Origin of the sequence: Streptomyces sp. NPDC047917, assembly GCF_043204345.1 — a bacterium.
GTDB lineage: Bacteria > Actinomycetota > Actinomycetes > Streptomycetales > Streptomycetaceae > Streptomyces > Streptomyces sanglieri.
Genome location: NZ_JBIDCA010000003.1, coordinates 419,651 through 434,941 on the forward strand (window position 1 = coordinate 419,651; position 15,291 = coordinate 434,941).

The 15,291-nt window shown below is 71.8% G+C and carries 16 protein-coding genes; 2 read left to right on the forward strand and 14 right to left on the reverse strand.

The window, feature by feature from the left end; genetic code table 11:
* Positions 1-87: 87 nt before the first annotated feature.
* From ACGF8B_RS08705 to ACGF8B_RS08750, 10 genes are all read right to left on the reverse strand, one after another.
* Positions 88-1,437, reverse strand: coding sequence for a sulfate adenylyltransferase subunit 1 (locus tag ACGF8B_RS08705; RefSeq protein WP_392736046.1), 1,350 nt, complete (start codon positions 1,435-1,437; stop codon positions 88-90).
* On the reverse strand, positions 1,438-2,373 hold the full coding sequence (gene cysD / locus ACGF8B_RS08710) for a sulfate adenylyltransferase subunit CysD (RefSeq protein ID WP_392736048.1): 936 nt from the start codon (positions 2,371-2,373) through the stop codon (positions 1,438-1,440).
* Positions 2,370-2,939 carry an adenylyl-sulfate kinase gene (gene cysC, locus ACGF8B_RS08715; RefSeq protein ID WP_266728985.1) on the reverse strand — a complete coding sequence of 190 codons (570 nt, stop codon included), beginning with the start codon at positions 2,937-2,939 and terminating at the stop codon, positions 2,370-2,372. The genes cysD and cysC overlap by 4 nt, the downstream gene beginning before the upstream one ends.
* Positions 2,939-3,640 (reverse strand): phosphoadenylyl-sulfate reductase, encoded by a 702-nt coding sequence (locus tag ACGF8B_RS08720; protein ID WP_392736050.1) that lies wholly within the window; start codon positions 3,638-3,640, stop codon positions 2,939-2,941. The genes cysC and ACGF8B_RS08720 overlap by 1 nt, the downstream gene beginning before the upstream one ends.
* A complete protein-coding gene (locus ACGF8B_RS08725; RefSeq protein WP_392736052.1) occupies positions 3,637-3,816 on the reverse strand; it encodes a hypothetical protein in 180 nt (59 codons plus the stop codon). Before ACGF8B_RS08725 ends, ACGF8B_RS08720 begins: the two co-directional genes overlap by 4 nt.
* The gene (locus ACGF8B_RS08730; RefSeq protein ID WP_392736054.1) at positions 3,813-5,510 is read right to left on the reverse strand and encodes a nitrite/sulfite reductase; all 1,698 of its coding nucleotides are present in this window, start codon (positions 5,508-5,510) and stop codon (positions 3,813-3,815) included. Before ACGF8B_RS08730 ends, ACGF8B_RS08725 begins: the two co-directional genes overlap by 4 nt.
* Before the next feature lie 115 nt (positions 5,511-5,625).
* Positions 5,626-5,709, reverse strand: coding sequence for a putative leader peptide (locus ACGF8B_RS08735; protein WP_311203059.1), 84 nt, complete (start codon positions 5,707-5,709; stop codon positions 5,626-5,628).
* 193 nt (positions 5,710-5,902) lie between these two features.
* Entirely contained in the window at positions 5,903-6,496 is a 594-nt protein-coding gene (locus ACGF8B_RS08740) for a GNAT family N-acetyltransferase (protein ID WP_392736056.1), read from the reverse strand.
* A 101-nt stretch (positions 6,497-6,597) separates the two neighbouring features.
* The gene (locus tag ACGF8B_RS08745) at positions 6,598-7,896 is read right to left on the reverse strand and encodes a GAF domain-containing protein (RefSeq protein WP_392736479.1); all 1,299 of its coding nucleotides are present in this window, start codon (positions 7,894-7,896) and stop codon (positions 6,598-6,600) included.
* 235 nt (positions 7,897-8,131) lie between these two features.
* Positions 8,132-9,769 carry an acyl-CoA dehydrogenase family protein gene (locus ACGF8B_RS08750; RefSeq protein WP_392736058.1) on the reverse strand — a complete coding sequence of 546 codons (1,638 nt, stop codon included), beginning with the start codon at positions 9,767-9,769 and terminating at the stop codon, positions 8,132-8,134.
* A gap of 17 nt (positions 9,770-9,786) precedes the next feature.
* On the opposite strand from ACGF8B_RS08750, the gene ACGF8B_RS08755 reads away from it, so the two are divergent.
* On the forward strand, positions 9,787-11,016 hold the full coding sequence (locus tag ACGF8B_RS08755; RefSeq protein ID WP_392736060.1) for a YihY/virulence factor BrkB family protein: 1,230 nt from the start codon (positions 9,787-9,789) through the stop codon (positions 11,014-11,016).
* A 7-nt stretch (positions 11,017-11,023) separates the two neighbouring features.
* Here ACGF8B_RS08755 and ACGF8B_RS08760 read toward each other — a convergent pair whose 3' ends face one another.
* On the reverse strand, positions 11,024-11,449 hold the full coding sequence (locus ACGF8B_RS08760; protein WP_392736481.1) for a CU044_2847 family protein: 426 nt from the start codon (positions 11,447-11,449) through the stop codon (positions 11,024-11,026).
* A gap of 52 nt (positions 11,450-11,501) precedes the next feature.
* Here ACGF8B_RS08760 and ACGF8B_RS08765 point away from each other — a divergent pair, with 52 nt between their 5' ends.
* Positions 11,502-12,197, forward strand: a complete 696-nt coding sequence (locus tag ACGF8B_RS08765; RefSeq protein ID WP_392736062.1) for a DUF6597 domain-containing transcriptional factor — start codon at positions 11,502-11,504, stop codon at positions 12,195-12,197.
* A gap of 67 nt (positions 12,198-12,264) precedes the next feature.
* Here the strand turns inward: ACGF8B_RS08765 and ACGF8B_RS08770 are convergent, their stop codons facing one another.
* From ACGF8B_RS08770 to ACGF8B_RS08780, 3 genes are all read right to left on the reverse strand, one after another.
* Positions 12,265-12,657, reverse strand: a complete 393-nt coding sequence (locus ACGF8B_RS08770; protein ID WP_392736063.1) for a VOC family protein — start codon at positions 12,655-12,657, stop codon at positions 12,265-12,267.
* A 110-nt stretch (positions 12,658-12,767) separates the two neighbouring features.
* Positions 12,768-14,321 carry a 3-hydroxyacyl-CoA dehydrogenase gene (locus ACGF8B_RS08775; RefSeq protein ID WP_392736065.1) on the reverse strand — a complete coding sequence of 518 codons (1,554 nt, stop codon included), beginning with the start codon at positions 14,319-14,321 and terminating at the stop codon, positions 12,768-12,770.
* Positions 14,322-14,421: 100 nt separating this feature from the next.
* Positions 14,422-15,255 (reverse strand): CoA-transferase subunit beta, encoded by an 834-nt coding sequence (locus tag ACGF8B_RS08780; RefSeq protein ID WP_392736067.1) that lies wholly within the window; start codon positions 15,253-15,255, stop codon positions 14,422-14,424.
* Between the last annotated feature and the right edge of the window lie 36 nt (positions 15,256-15,291).

Genomic DNA, 15,291 nt, shown 5'->3' on the forward strand with positions numbered 1-15,291 from the left:
GCGCGACCCCGCCCTGCCCGCTGCCGAGGGCGCCGCTGCCGATGCGGCCGCCCTCCTTCGCGAACGTGGAGAAGATGTCGATGCTCATCAGAAGTCCCACTCCGCGTCGTCCGCGGCCGCCGCACCGGGCCCGGCCCCGGCCGCGGCGGTGAACGAGGCGCCCGCCATCCCGGCCGTCAGGGTGGTGCCGTCCGCCGGGTCGATCAGCAGGAACGATCCGGTGCGCCGGGAGTCCGCGTACGCGTCGAGCGCGAGCGGCTCCGCGGTCCGGACGACGACCCGGCCGATGTCGTTGGCGACGAGCTGTCCGGGCGCCGGGTGCTGGGAGAGGTCGTCCAGCGTGAGGCGCGAGGGGATGTCCTTGACGATCGCCTTGACCGTGCGGGTGGTGTGCTTGAGCAGCACCCGCTGGCCGACGGAGAGCGGCTGGTCGGCGACGTGGCACACGGTCGCCTCGATGTCCTGGGTGACCGCCGGCGCGTCGTCGGCCGGTGCGATCAGGTCGCCGCGCGAGACGTCGATGTCGTCGGCCAGCCGGAGGGTCACCGACTGGGGCGCCCAGGCGATGTCCACGCTCTCGCCGAGCGCGTCGATCCCGGCGATCGCCGATGTACGGCCGGAGGGCAGTACGGTGACGGCCTCGCCCACCCGGAACGCACCGGCCGCGATCTGACCCGCGTAGCCCCGGTAGTCGGGGTGCTCGGCGGTCTGCGGCCGGATCACGTACTGGACCGGGAAACGGGCGTGGCAGGCGGTGAGGTCATGGCTGACCGGCACCGTCTCCAGGTGCTCCAGGACCGTCGGCCCGCCGTACCAGTCCATGCGCGCGGACGGCTCCACGACGTTGTCACCGGCCAGTGCGGAGATCGGGATGGCGGTGATCTCCGGTACCCCCAGCGACGCGGCGTACGCGGTGAACTCCTCGGCGATCGCGGCGAACACCGGCTCCACGTAGTCGACCAGGTCCATCTTGTTGACGGCCAGTACCACGTGCGGCACCCGCAGCAGCGCGGCGACGGCGGCGTGCCGGCGGGTCTGCTCGACGACCCCGTTGCGGGCGTCGACCAGGACGACGGCCAGCTCGGCCGTCGAGGCGCCGGTCACCATGTTCCGGGTGTACTGGACGTGCCCCGGGGTGTCGGCCAGGATGAACCGGCGGCGCGGTGTCGCGAAGTAGCGGTAGGCGACATCGATGGTGATGCCCTGTTCACGCTCGGCCCGCAGCCCATCGGTCAGCAGTGCCAGGTCCGGCGCCTCCTGGCCCCGGCTGCGCGAGGCGTGCTCGACGGCCTCCAGCTGGTCGGTGAGGACCGACTTGGAGTCGTGCAGCAGACGTCCCACGAGGGTGGACTTGCCGTCGTCGACGGACCCCGCGGTGGCGAACCGCAGCAGCGTGGTGGTCGACAACTGCTCCGCGTGCTGGATGTGCGTGGTCATTTAGAAGTACCCCTCGCGCTTGCGGTCTTCCATCGCGGCCTCGGACATCTTGTCGTCGGCACGCGTCGCGCCCCGCTCGGTGAGCCGGGAGGCGGCGATCTCGGTGATCACGTCGTCCAGCGTCGTCGCCTCCGAGTCGACGGCGCCGGTGCACGACATGTCGCCGACCGTGCGGTAGCGCACCTGCCGGGTCTCGACGCTCTCGTGTTCCCTGGGCCCGCCCCAGTCGCCGGCGGTGAGCCACATGCCGTTGCGGTCGAAGACCTCGCGCTCGTGGGCGAAGTAGATCTGCGGGAGCTCGATGCCCTCACGGGCGATGTACTGCCAGACGTCCAGCTCGGTCCAGTTGGAGATCGGGAACACCCGGACGTGCTCACCGGGGGCGTGCCGGCCGTTGTACAGCTGCCACAGCTCGGGGCGCTGACGGCGCGGATCCCACTGGGAGAACTCGTCCCGCAGCGAGAAGACCCGCTCCTTGGCGCGCGCCTTCTCCTCGTCGCGGCGCCCGCCGCCGAACACGGCGTCGAAGCGGTGCTGCTGGATCGCCTCGGTCAGCGGCACGGTCTGCAACGGGTTGCGGGTGCCGTCCGGGCGCTCGCGCAGCTTCCCGGCGTCGATGTACTCCTGCACGGAGGCGACATGGAGCCGCAGCCCGTGCCGGGCCACCGTGCGGTCCCGGTACTCCAGCACCTCGGGGAAGTTGTGCCCGGTGTCGACGTGCAGCAGGGTGAACGGCACCGGCGCCGGCGCGAACGCCTTGAGCGCCAGATGCAGCATCACGATGGAGTCCTTGCCACCGGAGAACAGGATCACCGGCCGCTCGAACTCGCCCGCCACCTCGCGGAAGATGTGCACGGCCTCGGACTCCAGGGAGTCCAGGTGGCTGAGTGCGTACGGATTGTCGGTGCCCTCCGGCACGGTCGCCACGGTCGTCATGCCGCACCCCTCTCGCTCAGCAGCGCGTACAGCTCCGCCGCGGACTCCTGCACGGTCTGCCGGTGCGACTCGATCCGCAGGTCGGGCGACTCCGGGGCCTCGTACGGGTCGTCGACCCCGGTGAGGCCGCTGATCTCGCCCGCCGCCTGCTTGGCGTAGAGCCCCTTCACATCGCGTTCCGAGCACACCTCGACCGGGGTCGCGACATGCACCTCCAGATACGCGGTGCCCTCGGTCTGGTGCCGCTTGCGCACCGCGTCCCGGCTGTCCGCGTATGGGGCGATGACCGGGACCAGCACCTTCACACCGTTGGCCGCCAGCAGCTCGGCGACGAAGCCGATCCGCTGGACGTTGGTGTGGCGGTCCTCGCGGGAGAAGCCGAGCCCCGCGGAGAGGAACTCCCGGATCTCGTCGCCGTCGAGCACCTCCACGCGGTGGCCCTCGCCGCGCAGCCGCCCGGCCAGTTCGTACGCGATGGTGGTCTTGCCCGCGCTCGGCAGACCGGTCAGCCAGATGGTGGCTCCCGTCTCCGTCACGCTCATCGAAGTCTCCTGATCAGTCGTCATCAGTCGTGCAGCCCGCACTCGGTCTTGCCCCGGCCGGCCCAGCGCCCGGCCCGCGCGTCCTCGCCCTCCAGCACCCGGCGGGTGCAGGGCGCGCAGCCCACCGAGGCGTAACCGTCCATCAGCAGGGGGTTGGTGAGCACGCCGTGCTCCGCGACGTACGCGTCGACGTCGTCCTGCGTCCAGCGGGCGATCGGCGAGACCTTCACCTTCTGCCGCTTCGCGTCCCAGCCGACGACCGGGGTGTTCGCCCGGGTGGGGGACTCGTCGCGGCGCAGCCCCGTCGCCCAGGCCGTGTACCCGGTCAGGCCCTCCTGGAGCGGCTTGACCTTGCGCAGCGCGCAGCACAGGTCGGGGTCGCGGTCGTGCAGCTTCGGCCCGTACTCGGCGTCCTGTTCGGCCACCGTCCGGCGGGGCGTCAGCGTGATGACGTTGACGTCCATCACCGCCTCGACCGCGTCACGGGTACCGATCGTCTCCGGGAAGTGGTAGCCGGTGTCGAGGAAGACCACGTCCACGCCGGGGAAGACGCGCGAGGCGAGGTGGGCGACGACGGCGTCCTCCATGGAGGACGTGACGCAGAACCGCCCGCCGAAGGTGTCGGCGGCCCACTTCAGGATCTCCGTCGCGGAGGATTCCTCCAGCTCCCGGCCTGCCCGGGCGGCCAGGGTCTCCAGGTCCTCGGTCCGCAGAGTGTCCGTCATGTCCCGTCCCCTTCGACGTCGTTGCGCTTCAGTCCCCGGGTCAGCAGACCCAGGAACCTGAGCTGGAACGCGCGGTTGCAGGAGGCACATTCCCAGGCGCCGTGGCCGCTCTCGTGCGGGCGCAGGTCCTCGTCCCCGCAGTACGGGCAGTGGAACGGTGCGGCGCGCTCGCTCATGACAGCGACTCCGCACCGGCCCGCGCCGCCCAGGTCGCGAAGCGCTCGCCGTCCTCGCGCTCCGCCAGGTAGTGGCCCAGGACCCGCTCCACGTAGTCGGGCAGCTCGGCCGAAGTGACCTTCAGGCCGCGGACCTTGCGGCCGAACCCGGCCTCCAGTCCCAGGGCGCCGCCCAGGTGCACCTGATAGCCCTCCACCTGGTTGCCGTCGTCGTCCAGGACCAGCTGGCCCTTGAGGCCGATGTCGGCGGTCTGGATCCGGGCGCAGGCGTTGGGGCAGCCGTTGATGTTGATGGTGAGCGGCTCGTCGAACTCCGGCAGGCGGCGCTCCAGTTCGTCGATCAGCGCGGCGCCGCGCGCCTTCGTCTCGACGATCGCCAGCTTGCAGAACTCGATGCCGGTGCAGGCCATCGTGCCGCGCCGGAACGGCGAGGGCCGCACCTGGAAGTCGAGCGCCTCCAGGCCGGAGACCAGGGAGTCCACCTGGTCCTGCGCCACATCGAGGATGATCATCTTCTGCTCGACGGTGGTACGCAGCCGGTCCGAGCCGTGCGCCGCCGCGAGGTCGGCGATCTTGGCGAGCGTGGAGCCGTCCACCCGGCCGACCCGCGGGGCGAAACCGACGTAGTAGCGGCCGTCCTGCTGCTGGTGCACGCCCACGTGGTCGCGCCAGCGGCTGCTGGGCTGCTCGGGCGCGGGGCCGTCGGTCAGCGGGCGCTTGAGGTACTCGTCCTCCAGCACCTGGCGGAACTTCGCCGGGCCCCAGTCGGCCATCAGGAACTTCAGCCGGGCACGGTTGCGCAGCCGCCGGTATCCGTAGTCGCGGAAGATGCCCACGACGCCGGCCCAGACGTCCGGAACCTCGTCCAGCGGCACCCACGCGCCCAGCCGTTCGGCGAGCCGCGGGTTGGTGGAGAGCCCGCCGCCGACCCAGACGTCGAAGCCCGGACCGTGCTCGGGGTGGACCACACCGACGAACGCGATGTCGTTGATCTCGTGGACCACGTCCTGCACCGGCGAGCCGGAGATCGCGGTCTTGAACTTGCGCGGCAGGTTGGAGAATTCCCTGTTGCCGATGTACCGGTCGTGGATCTCGTCGACGGCGGGCGTGCCGTCGACGATCTCGTCGGCGGCGATGCCGGCCACGGGGGAGCCGATGATCACGCGGGGGCAGTCGCCGCACGCCTCGGTGGTGGAGAGCCCGACGGCCTCCAGCTTCTCCCAGATCGCCGGGACGTCCTCGATGCGGATCCAGTGCAGCTGGATGTTCTGCCGGTCGGTGATGTCCGCGGTGCCGCGCGCGTACTCCTGAGAGATCTCCCCGATCACCCGCAGCTGTGCGGTGGTCAGCCGGCCGCCGTCGATCCGGACCCGCAGCATGAAGTACTTGTCGTCCAGCTCCTCCGGCTCCAGGACCGCGGTCTTGCCGCCGTCGATGCCGGGCTTGCGCTGGGTGTAGAGACCCCACCAGCGCATCCGGCCGCGGAGGTCGTTGGGGTCGATCGAGTCGAAACCGCGCTTGGAGTAGATCGTCTCAATGCGTGTCCGCACATTGAGACCGTCGTCGTCCTTCTTGAACTGCTCATTGCCGTTGAGCGGGGTGTGGTGCCCCACGGCCCACTGGCCTTCGCCACGGTGGCGTCCGGCCTTGCGGCGGGGCGTGGTGGTCGCAGGCTGTTCCGGGGTAGCGGCCATGACGGTACGTCCTTCGGGACTGCAGGAGGGCGGCTCTGAACTGCACACTCGCGCTGAGGCGCGGCGGTGCGCAGGGGATTGCGGAGCAAAGGGGATCGCGGCGGTGCTGGGACTCTCAGCTCGCCGGACAGATGGCGCTGGACACGCGGCCGAGGTCGACGTGGCGTCGACTCACCAAGGCAATTCCAGTTCCAGACATGACGGAAGCGTGGCACGCGAATCTCGGGCCAGTCCACCACTATCCAAGATGTGGACGAGAGTGTCCCGCTATCCGAGACGCTGTGGCGCTCGTCACGGAAGGTTTCCGATCCGTACCATCCGTAATGGCCGCAATCCCCCGGTCTGTCACCGGAACGCGGCAGCGCAGCCGGAGGACCGCCCTCCTGTCGTACCTACCGCCCGGACCCGGGCCACGGACCCGGCGTCTCCACCTCCGGCTCCAGCTCCACCTTCGTGTCGAAGAGCCGGAAGCCGCGCCGCAGATAGTTGTCCATGGCGTGCGGGCCGTCCTTGGAGCAGGTGTGCAGCCACACCCGCTTCGTCGGCGTCCGCTCCGGCCAGCGCTCCGCCAGGTCCCAGGCACGGGCCACTCCGTACGAGAGGAGATGGCCGCCGATCCGGCGCCCCCGGAAAGCCGGGATCAGCCCGAAGTACATGATCTCGACCGCGCCCTCGTCCTGCGGGTCCAGCTCCAGGTAGCCCGCCGGGGTGCCGTTCGCGTACGCCACCCACGTCTCGACCCCCGGCCGGTCCAGGGTCTCCTGCCACCGCGCGTACGTCATGCCGAGCCGGTCGGTCCACCGGATGTCGCCGCCGACCGCCGTGTAGAGGAACCGGCTGAACTCGGGAAGCGGCACCTCGGACCGCACGATCCGCACATCGCCCTCCGGGACCGCGGTGGGCCGCAGATCGTCGGGGGAGGTCTGTTCCAGGGACCAGATGGTCACTTCGGAGGTGGCGGCGGGGCTGTGTGCGGGGTTGCTCATGGCTGCCAGGGAACCACGCCCCGCCGCCTGCGCCAAAGCCGGTCCCGAAGCGCGGACACGGATCACCGGCGGACCGGGCCGGACCCGGTGCGCGACACCCCTCAGTCGGCCGTACGCGCCCTGACCACCACCGGAGCCGTCGAGTGCGGCAGCAGATCGGCCGGCTGGTCCGGGTGGATCACCTCCACCTCGACGTCCTCACCGAAACGGTACGGGCGGTGCGCGAGCACCTGGGCGAGATGGCGGCGCATCCGGGAGATCTCCGCCCGCACCGTCACCGTCCGGGTCGCGTCACCGAAGATGTCCTGCGCCAGCTCGGACGCCGTACGCCCCTCCGGGTGCAGCGCCAGGGCGTACAGCAGCTCCGCGTGGCGCGGCGACAGCCGCTGCGTCCAGGTGCCCACCACACCCACCACATTGACCGTGAGACCGCGGGGCCGGCTCAGATCCAGCACCACCCGCTGCGGCGCCCCGTCCGAAGGCCCCTCCGAGACCTGGATCAGCCAGCCGCCCGGCAGCGGCTCGACCCGGCACATGCCGAGCGACGGCAGCCACACCCGGCCCGGACGTAACGACTTGGGCAGCGGCAGCCGGTCGACCGGCGGCATCCCGGTCACCGCCGCCAGCCAGCCGTGGGTGTCCACCGCCAGGGCCCTGCCGCCCAGCCGGCACACCAGCGGGGCCGCCACCGAGCGCAGCCGGTCGATCGCCTGCAGATGCCGGTTCCTGATCTCGCTCTCCGCCAGCCTGGCGACCGAACTGACCAGGGCGAGCGTCGTCGGATGGAACGTGGACGCGGGACCGCTCATGTCGACGATGCCCATCATCTTCCCGTCACGCGGGTCACGGACCGGGGCCGCCGCACACGTCCAGTTGTGCAGCGTGCGGACGAAATGCTCCGAGGAATGGACCTGGACCGGGACGCGGGAGACCAGCGCCGTACCGATCGCGTTCGTCCCCGTACTCTCCTCCGCCCAGGCCGCGCCCTCCGCCAGACAGACCTCGTCCGCCCGGCGCAGCACCCCCGCGTTGCCCCGGCGCCACAGCACCCGGCACTCCACGTCGGTGACCACCATGATCTGCTGGGCGGCGTCCGCCAGGGCGACCAGACCGTCGTCCAGCAGCGGCATCACCTCGCCCAGCGTCGAGATCCGGCGCCGGTGCTCGATCTCGTCCACATCGAGCAGCGGGCTCTCCGTCGACTGGTCCGGGTCGATGCCGCTGCGCAGCACCCGGTCCCACGAAGCCCCGATCTCGGCCCGCGGGGCGACCGCCGGGCGGCCACCGGCCAGCGCGGTCTCCCTGGCCCGGTGGATCGCACGGGTGGCCGCCGCAGTCTGCGGGACAGCAGGCCGGGACACCCCAAAGGCGCTGGTCTCCACTCTCGTTTCCCCCCACATGCCAGGGCCGGCTCGACGATCCACGGCCCCATCCTGCCGCCGCGAGGGGCCCGGTACCGCCCACTCCGCACAATGGTTGCAACCCTTTGCAACTCTGGCGAGAGGGTGCGGGTCCGTACGAGAGTGGTGGAACACCGCGCGGCGGAGCCCGTGTTCCATCGTCCGGTGTGCACAGCATGGAGGGTGGTGCCGTGTCGGCGCAGCACCACCCTCCGATGCCGTCCACGGGCGGCTCTCAGTGTGCGACGGGCCTCGCCCGTTCGACGACCGACGCCAGATCGAGGGTGTGCGGCAGCGTCCCGAAGGCCGCGCCCCGATCCCCGCCCAGCCGCGACGCGCAGAACGCGTCGGCCACCTCCGGCGGTGCCCACCGCACCAGCAGCGAACCCTGGAGCACCAGCGCCATCCGCTCCGCCAGCCGACGGGCCCGCGCCTCGATCCCGTCCAGATCGGCCAGCTCCGTCAGCATGTCCCTGATCGCCCGGTCCAGCCGGTGATCGGCCCCGCGCGCCCTGCCGACCTCCTGGAGGAACGCGTTCAGCGCCACCGGCTCACGCTGCAGCACCCGGAGCACATCCAGTGCCTGTACGTTCCCGGCGCCCTCCCAGATGGAGTTGAGCGGCGCCTCGCGCAGCAGCCGGGGCAACCCGGACTCCTCGACGTAACCGTTGCCTCCCAGACACTCCAGCGCCTCGCCCACCACCGGCGCGCACTGCTTGGTCACCCAGTACTTCGCCGCGGGCACCGCGATCCGCAGAAAGGCCCGTTCGCTCTCCGATCCGTCGTCGCAGGCCGCCGCCAGCCGCATCGCCAGCACCGTCGCGGCCTCCGACTCCAGCGCCAGATCGGCCAGCACATTGCGCATCAGCGGCTTCTCGATCAGCACCCCGCCGAACGCGCTGCGGTACGTGCAGTGGTGGATCGCCTGCGCCACCGCCTGCCGCATCAGCGCCGCCGAACCGGCCACACAGTCCAGCCGGGTCGCCGCCACCATCTCGATGATGGTGGGCACCCCGCGCCCCTCCTCCCCGACCCGGCGCGCCCAGCTGCCGTCGAACTCGACCTCGGCCGAGGCGTTCGACCGGTTGCCCAGCTTGTCCTTGAGCCGCTGGATCGCGAACGGGTTGCGGGTGCCGTCGGGCAGCACCCGGGGCAGCAGGAAACACGTCAGGCCGCCGGGCGCCCGCGCCAGCACCAGGAAGCCGTCGGACATGGGCGCCGAACAGAACCACTTGTGCCCGGTGAGCAGGTACTCGCCCGCCGCGGCCAGCGGCTCGGCCCGGGTCGTGTTCGCCCGCACGTCCGTGCCGCCCTGCTTCTCCGTCATCCCCATCCCGAGCAGCGCACCGGCCTTCCGTGCGGCGGGCCGCAGCCCCTGCTCGTACACCGACGAGGTGAGCAGCGGCTCCCACTCGGCGGCCAGCTCCGGATCGGTGCGCAGCGCGGGCACCGCCGCGTGCGTCATCGACAGCGGGCAGCCGTGTCCGGCCTCGGGCTGCGTCCACACCAGGAAACCGGCCGCCCGCCGCAGATGGCCGGCGGGCCGGCCCCAGGCACCGGTCAGGCCCGCGCCGACCGCGTGGCCGAGCAGCCGGTGCCAGGCCGGATGGAACTCGACCTCGTCGATCCGATGCCCGTACCGGTCGTGCGAACGCAGCACCGGCGGATTGGCGTTCGCCTGCGCACCCCACTCCTGTACCTGGGCGGAGCCCGCGGCACGGCCCAGCTCACCGAGTTCGTCCCGGACTTCGGCCAGTAGTTCGGGCGGGGTGTGACGTTGTACGGCCTCGGCCAGTGCCCGGTCGGTGCCGAAGACGTCGTAGCCGGTCAGCGGCGGTACCTGGTTGGACACGGTGTGGGTGGTGGCTGCCATGCCGATACGGTAAGGACGTGCAGGCAGCAAACAAAACACCCGACAGGCCACCGGGCCGGCTCCACCGGGCCCGAGTCCTCTACCGCAACGTATCCAAGCGGCAGATGGCCTGGCGGTTGCTCAAGGACACCGTCAACTCGTGCATGGAGTACCGCATTCTCGGGCTCGCCGCCGAGGCGGCGTTCTTCACCCTGCTGTCCCTGCCGCCCCTGCTCCTCGGCCTGATCGGACTGCTCGGATACGTCGACGAGTGGACCAGCACCACCACGGTCGCCTCCATCGAGCGCAACATCCTCAACGCGGCGCAGACCGTGCTCAGCGAGCGCGGCGTCAACGACTTCGCCAAACCGCTGCTCGCGGACGTCTCCACCGGCGCCCGGCCCGATGTCATCTCGCTCGGCTTCGCGATCGCGCTCTGGTCGGGCTCCCGCGCGGTCAATGTCTTCATCGACACGATCACCGTGATGTACGGCCTCGACGGCCAGCGCGGCATCGTCAAGACGCGGCTGCTCGCCTTCCTGCTGTACGTCGTCGCGCTGCTGCTCGGCGCCGTCGTGCTCCCGCTGCTGGTCGTCGGCCCCGACCGGGTCGTGGAGTTCGTCCCCTGGGGCACCGAGCTCATAAGCGTCCTGTACTGGCCGCTGGTGATCCTTCTGTCGATCGCGTTCCTGACGACGCTCTACCACGTGTCGGTGCCGGTCCGTTCGCCGTGGATCGAGGACATGCCGGGCGCGCTGGTCGCACTGGCGATGTGGGTGCTCGGCAGCTTCCTGCTCCGGATCTACCTCACCAGTACGGTCGAGGGGCCCACGATCTACGGCTCGTTGGCGGCCCCGATCGCCGTACTGCTGTGGATCGGCATCTCCGCGTTCGCGGTCCTGGTCGGCGCGGCGGTGAACGCGGCCATCGACCGGGTCTGGCCCTCACTGGCGACCGCCGCCGCCCGCGCGGCGAACGACCGGGTACGGGCGGCCCAGGCGGCGGAGCTGGTCGCCCGGGCGCAGGCGGGGAACCAGGAGGACTGGGACGACGACGATGACGACGATGACGACGACGGGAGCGATGTCGGCGACAGCCCCTACATGCCCTCCGAGTTCCCGGAGCGCTGGTCGAAGTTCCTGCCGCCGGACGACGTGAAGTCCAGGCTGCAACCGAGCCGCGACAAGGAGCCGGAGAAACCGGATCCGGAGAAACAGGACCCGGAGAAGCGGGACGAGGGGAAGCGGGACGAGGAGTCCGGCGACTGAGTGGCTCCTACGGCGCGGGCGCGGGTGCGGGCACCGGAGCGGGCGCGGGAGCCGGAACGGCCGGCTCCGCAGGAGCTGCGGGTACCGGCGGGGTCGCAGGCGCCGTCGGCGTCGCGCCGGGGGACCAGGACAGCTTGACCGTCAGATGCCCCTCGACCGCGCTCTTGGCGATCACCGCGCCTGCCTCCGCCGTGATCTTCACCCCGAATTCCAGCTCCACCCCGTCCGGCTTCAGGGCGCCGTCCCGGAACACCGCCAGGGCGGACTCGGCCGCCGACCGGATTCCCGTCAGCGCACTGTCGAACGTACGCCCGGCTCTGGCCAGGGTGTTGTCGTCGCCCAGTGCGACCAGCTGCGCGCCCTGCGTGTGGCGGTCGACCTCGACCGTGACCGTCGCGCCGCTCTCGGTGGTGAACTCCATCAGTGCCGTCATGACCGTCCCCGGGAAGCTGATTCCGTTCGCCGACGAGATTAGCGTGTGAGCCATGGGCGACAGGTACGAAGAGCGGATGTCGCGGTTCGAGGGTGCGATCGTCTGGACGCTGAGCGTGCCGGAGGGATCCGCCCATCCGGTGCTGCCCGACGGCTGCATGGACCTGCTCTGGATCGGTGGACGGCTGCTCGTGGCGGGCCCCGACACCCGCGCCGCGACGCCGTCCGCCCCGGCCGGCGGACGGTGCGCCGGCATCCGGTTCGCGCCCGGCACGGCCCCCGCGCTGCTCGGGGTGGCGGCGGACGAGCTGCGCGACCGCCGCGTCGAACTCTCGGACCTGTGGCCGGGAGAGCGGGTGCGGGTACTCACCGAGCAGCTCGCCGAGGCCCGCGACCCGGCTGCCGCGCTGGAGGACATCGCGCTGCGCCGGGCGGCCGGGACGGCGCCGCCGGACCCGCTGATGCGGTACGTCGCCGGCCGGCTCGACGCCGGATGGTCCGTCGCGGACACCGCACACCGGGTCGGTCTGGGCGCCCGCCAGCTGCACCGCCGTTCGCTCGCGTCCTTCGGCTACGGGCCGAAGACGCTCGCCCGGATCCTGCGCCTGCAGCGCGCGCTGGCCCTCGTCCGGTCCGGGATGCCGTACGCCGAGGCGGCGGCCGAGGCGGGCTGCACCGACCAGGCCCATCTCGCCCGCGAGATGCGGGACCTGGCCGGCACCACCCTGACCGCCCACCTGGCCCGGTAGGGCCTTTCGTCCGGATCGGGCCGGATCGGGCCGGGGCGGGCCGGGTCGGGGAGCGGAGTCCGTCGCCTCAGCCGTTGGCGGCGAACAACGACACCGAGCAGCCGTCCGGGTCGAGGACCGTCGCGTAACGCTGCCCCCACACCGCGTCCCACGGCTTCAGGTGCCCCCGGTACCCCGCACCCGTCAGGTCGTCGTACACCGCGTCCACCTCCGCCGGGCTGTCGCACACGAAGGCCAGTGAGAGACGGTCCCCGCCGGTCGGCGCGGTCCATCCGGGGTCGAACGAGCGGATGACGTCCTCGGTGTCCCACAGCAGCCGCTGCCCGCCCGGGAGCGTCACTTCGACATGGGGTGCGGATTCCGCTCCGGCCGGGATGTCGAGGCCGAGCCGGCGGTAGAAGGTGAGCGATGCGGCCAGATCCGCCGTGACGATGCCGATCGCGTCCATGCGTGGAGTCATGCTCCGACCGTATGCCGGACCCCGGCACGGGTCTTGTACGAAACGGACATGGCCGGTACACGGGGCGGGTGCCGCCGGGGGAACCCGGCAGCACCCGTTCGCCACCGCGCCTACGAGGCGTCGGCCGTGCAGTCGGCGGGCGACGTGCCCGGGTCCGTCAGCGCGAGACCCAGCTGGGCGCGTTCGGTGACCCAGCGGCTCGGACGATGGCGCGGATCGCCCGTCGTGCGGTGCAGGGCCAGGTGCAGCTCCAGCATCCGGACCGCGCCGATCCGGTCGCCCCAGGCCAGCGGGCCGACGGGGTACCCGAGCCCGGCGGTGACGGCCAGGTCGATGTCGGCGGGAGCGGCGATGGAGCGCTCCGCGATTCCCGCCGCGACCGACACGATCGAGGCGAGCAGCCGCTGGGCGACCGAGCCCGCGGTGTCCCGCACCACCGAGACCGCCCACGGCTCCTCGCCCTGTGCCGCACGGGCCAGCACCGCGCGGGCGTCGCGTGCGGCGGCCGGATCCGCCGCCGGGGTCACTGCCAGCACCCGCCGCCGGCCGGCCGCGGGCAGCGGGTCCACGCCGAAGGTGCGCCCCGCGGGCAGCCCGTGTCCGGCGACCGCGGCGGCCACCGTGGTGCCCCAGACCGGAACCAGCACCAGGGCGTCGGCGGACGGCCCGTCGCCGGTCTCGACCACGGCCCCCGCGGCGGCCAGCGCGGTACGCAGCGCGGCCGCGTCCCGGTCCTGGCCCTCGGTGCCGTGGACGAACACCGGGCGGTCCGCGTCGCCGGTGACCGGCGGCTCCGGAGCGGGGGCGGGCGCCTCGGGGCCGTACGCGTACCAGCCGCGCCCGGTCTTGCGGCCGTGCAGCCCGGCCGCCACCCGGTTCGGGGTGAGATAGGAGGGGCGGAGCCGGTCCGCGTGGCGGAAGCCCTGCCAGACCGAGTCGATCACCGCGGCCGTCACATCCAGGCCGGTGAGGTCCATCAGCTCGAACGGGCCCATCCGCAGGCCCAGTACGTCACGGGCGATCCGGTCGATGTCCGCCGGATCGCCGGCCGTCTCCTCCAGCAGGGCGAGCGCCTCGGTCACCAGCCCGCGCCCGGCATGATTGACGAGGAAGCCGGGCGTGTCGGCGACGGTGACCGCGCGATGGCCGCAGCTCTCGACGAGTGCGGTCAGGGCCGGCGGGATCTCCGGGCGGGTGGCGGCGCCGGGCACGATCTCGACGATCTTCATCAGCGGCACCGGGTTGAAGAAGTGCAGCCCGGCCAGGCGTGTCGGGTCCTCCAGCGCCGAGGCGATCCGGGTGACCGACAGGGACGAGGTGTTGGTCGCGAAGACGGTCGTCGCGGGCAGCGCCTTCTCCAGCCGCCCGAACACCTCCGTCTTGGTGTCGAGGTCCTCCCGCACGGCCTCTACGACCAGCTCCACGCCCGGGCCCTGCGCCCACGGGTCGTCGAGCGGGATCAGCCGGTCCAGGGCGGCGGCGGCTTCCCCGGCGGACATCCGGCCCTTCTGGACTGCCCGTTCCAGCATGGACCGTACGAAGTCCACGGCGGCCGTCACGGCCTCCGTACGTACGTCGCACAGCTCGACGGTGTGTCCGGCGGTCGCCGCCCACTGGGCGATGCCGCGGCCCATGGCCCCGGCGCCGACGATCCTGATACGCATGGCGGTTGCGTTCCTCTCGCTGTGTGACATGTGATCCGTCCGGGTCGGCGGGTGTGACATGCGACCCGTCCAAGCGAACGGGTGTGACATGTGATCCGTCTCAGCGAAGATAGACGCGGCCCGGGTCCACGTCCTCACGCAGCAGCCGGAGTTCGGCCGCGGTCGGCGGCGGGACAGTGCCGACCGTGTCGGCCACCTTCAGCTCCCAGCCCGTGGCAGCCCGCACCTGTTCGACGGTGACGCCGGGGTGGACGGCGACCAGACGGAGCTCCTCGCCGACGCCCGCGCGGGACAGGATGCCCAGTTCGGTGATGACCCGGGTGACTCCGGCGCCCAGCGGCCGGATGCCCTCGGCCAGTGCCCGGTCCGGTCCGGGCGTGGTGCAGAAGTCCAGGTTTGCGGTGAAGGAGCGTGGGTTGTGGCGGCGCATCACCACGAAGACCTCGCGGGAGTTGGCCATCACCTCGATGCCGCCGCCGGAGCCGGGCAGCCGGACCGAGGGGCTGTCCCAGTCACCGATCACGGAGGTGTTGAGGTTGCCCCACCGGTCGATCTGCGCGGCGCCCAGGAACCCCACGTCGATATGGCCGCCCTGGAGGACGCAGCCGAAGAGCGTGGGCATCGCGAGCACCGCTTCCGCACCGGTGATCAGGACCGCGTCGGCGATGGTCTCCGGCAGGTGCGAGGGGTGCGCGCCGCAGACCCCGGACTCGTACACGACCTCGATCTCCGGGGCGACCGTCAGATGGGCCAGCTCGGTGGCGAGCGTCGGCAGGCCGATGCCGGCGAACACGGTGCGGCGCGCGGCCAGTTCGCGGGAGGCGACGACGGAGAGCAGCTCCGAGGAGGTGACGGTGTCCGGTGCGGTGGCGGTCGTGGCGGTCGTGGCGGTCGTGGCCGTTGTGGCAATTGTGGTCGTATTGGGCGCCGTCATGGCGTGTTCCCTCTCCTGTTCCGGTTCCGCGGGCCG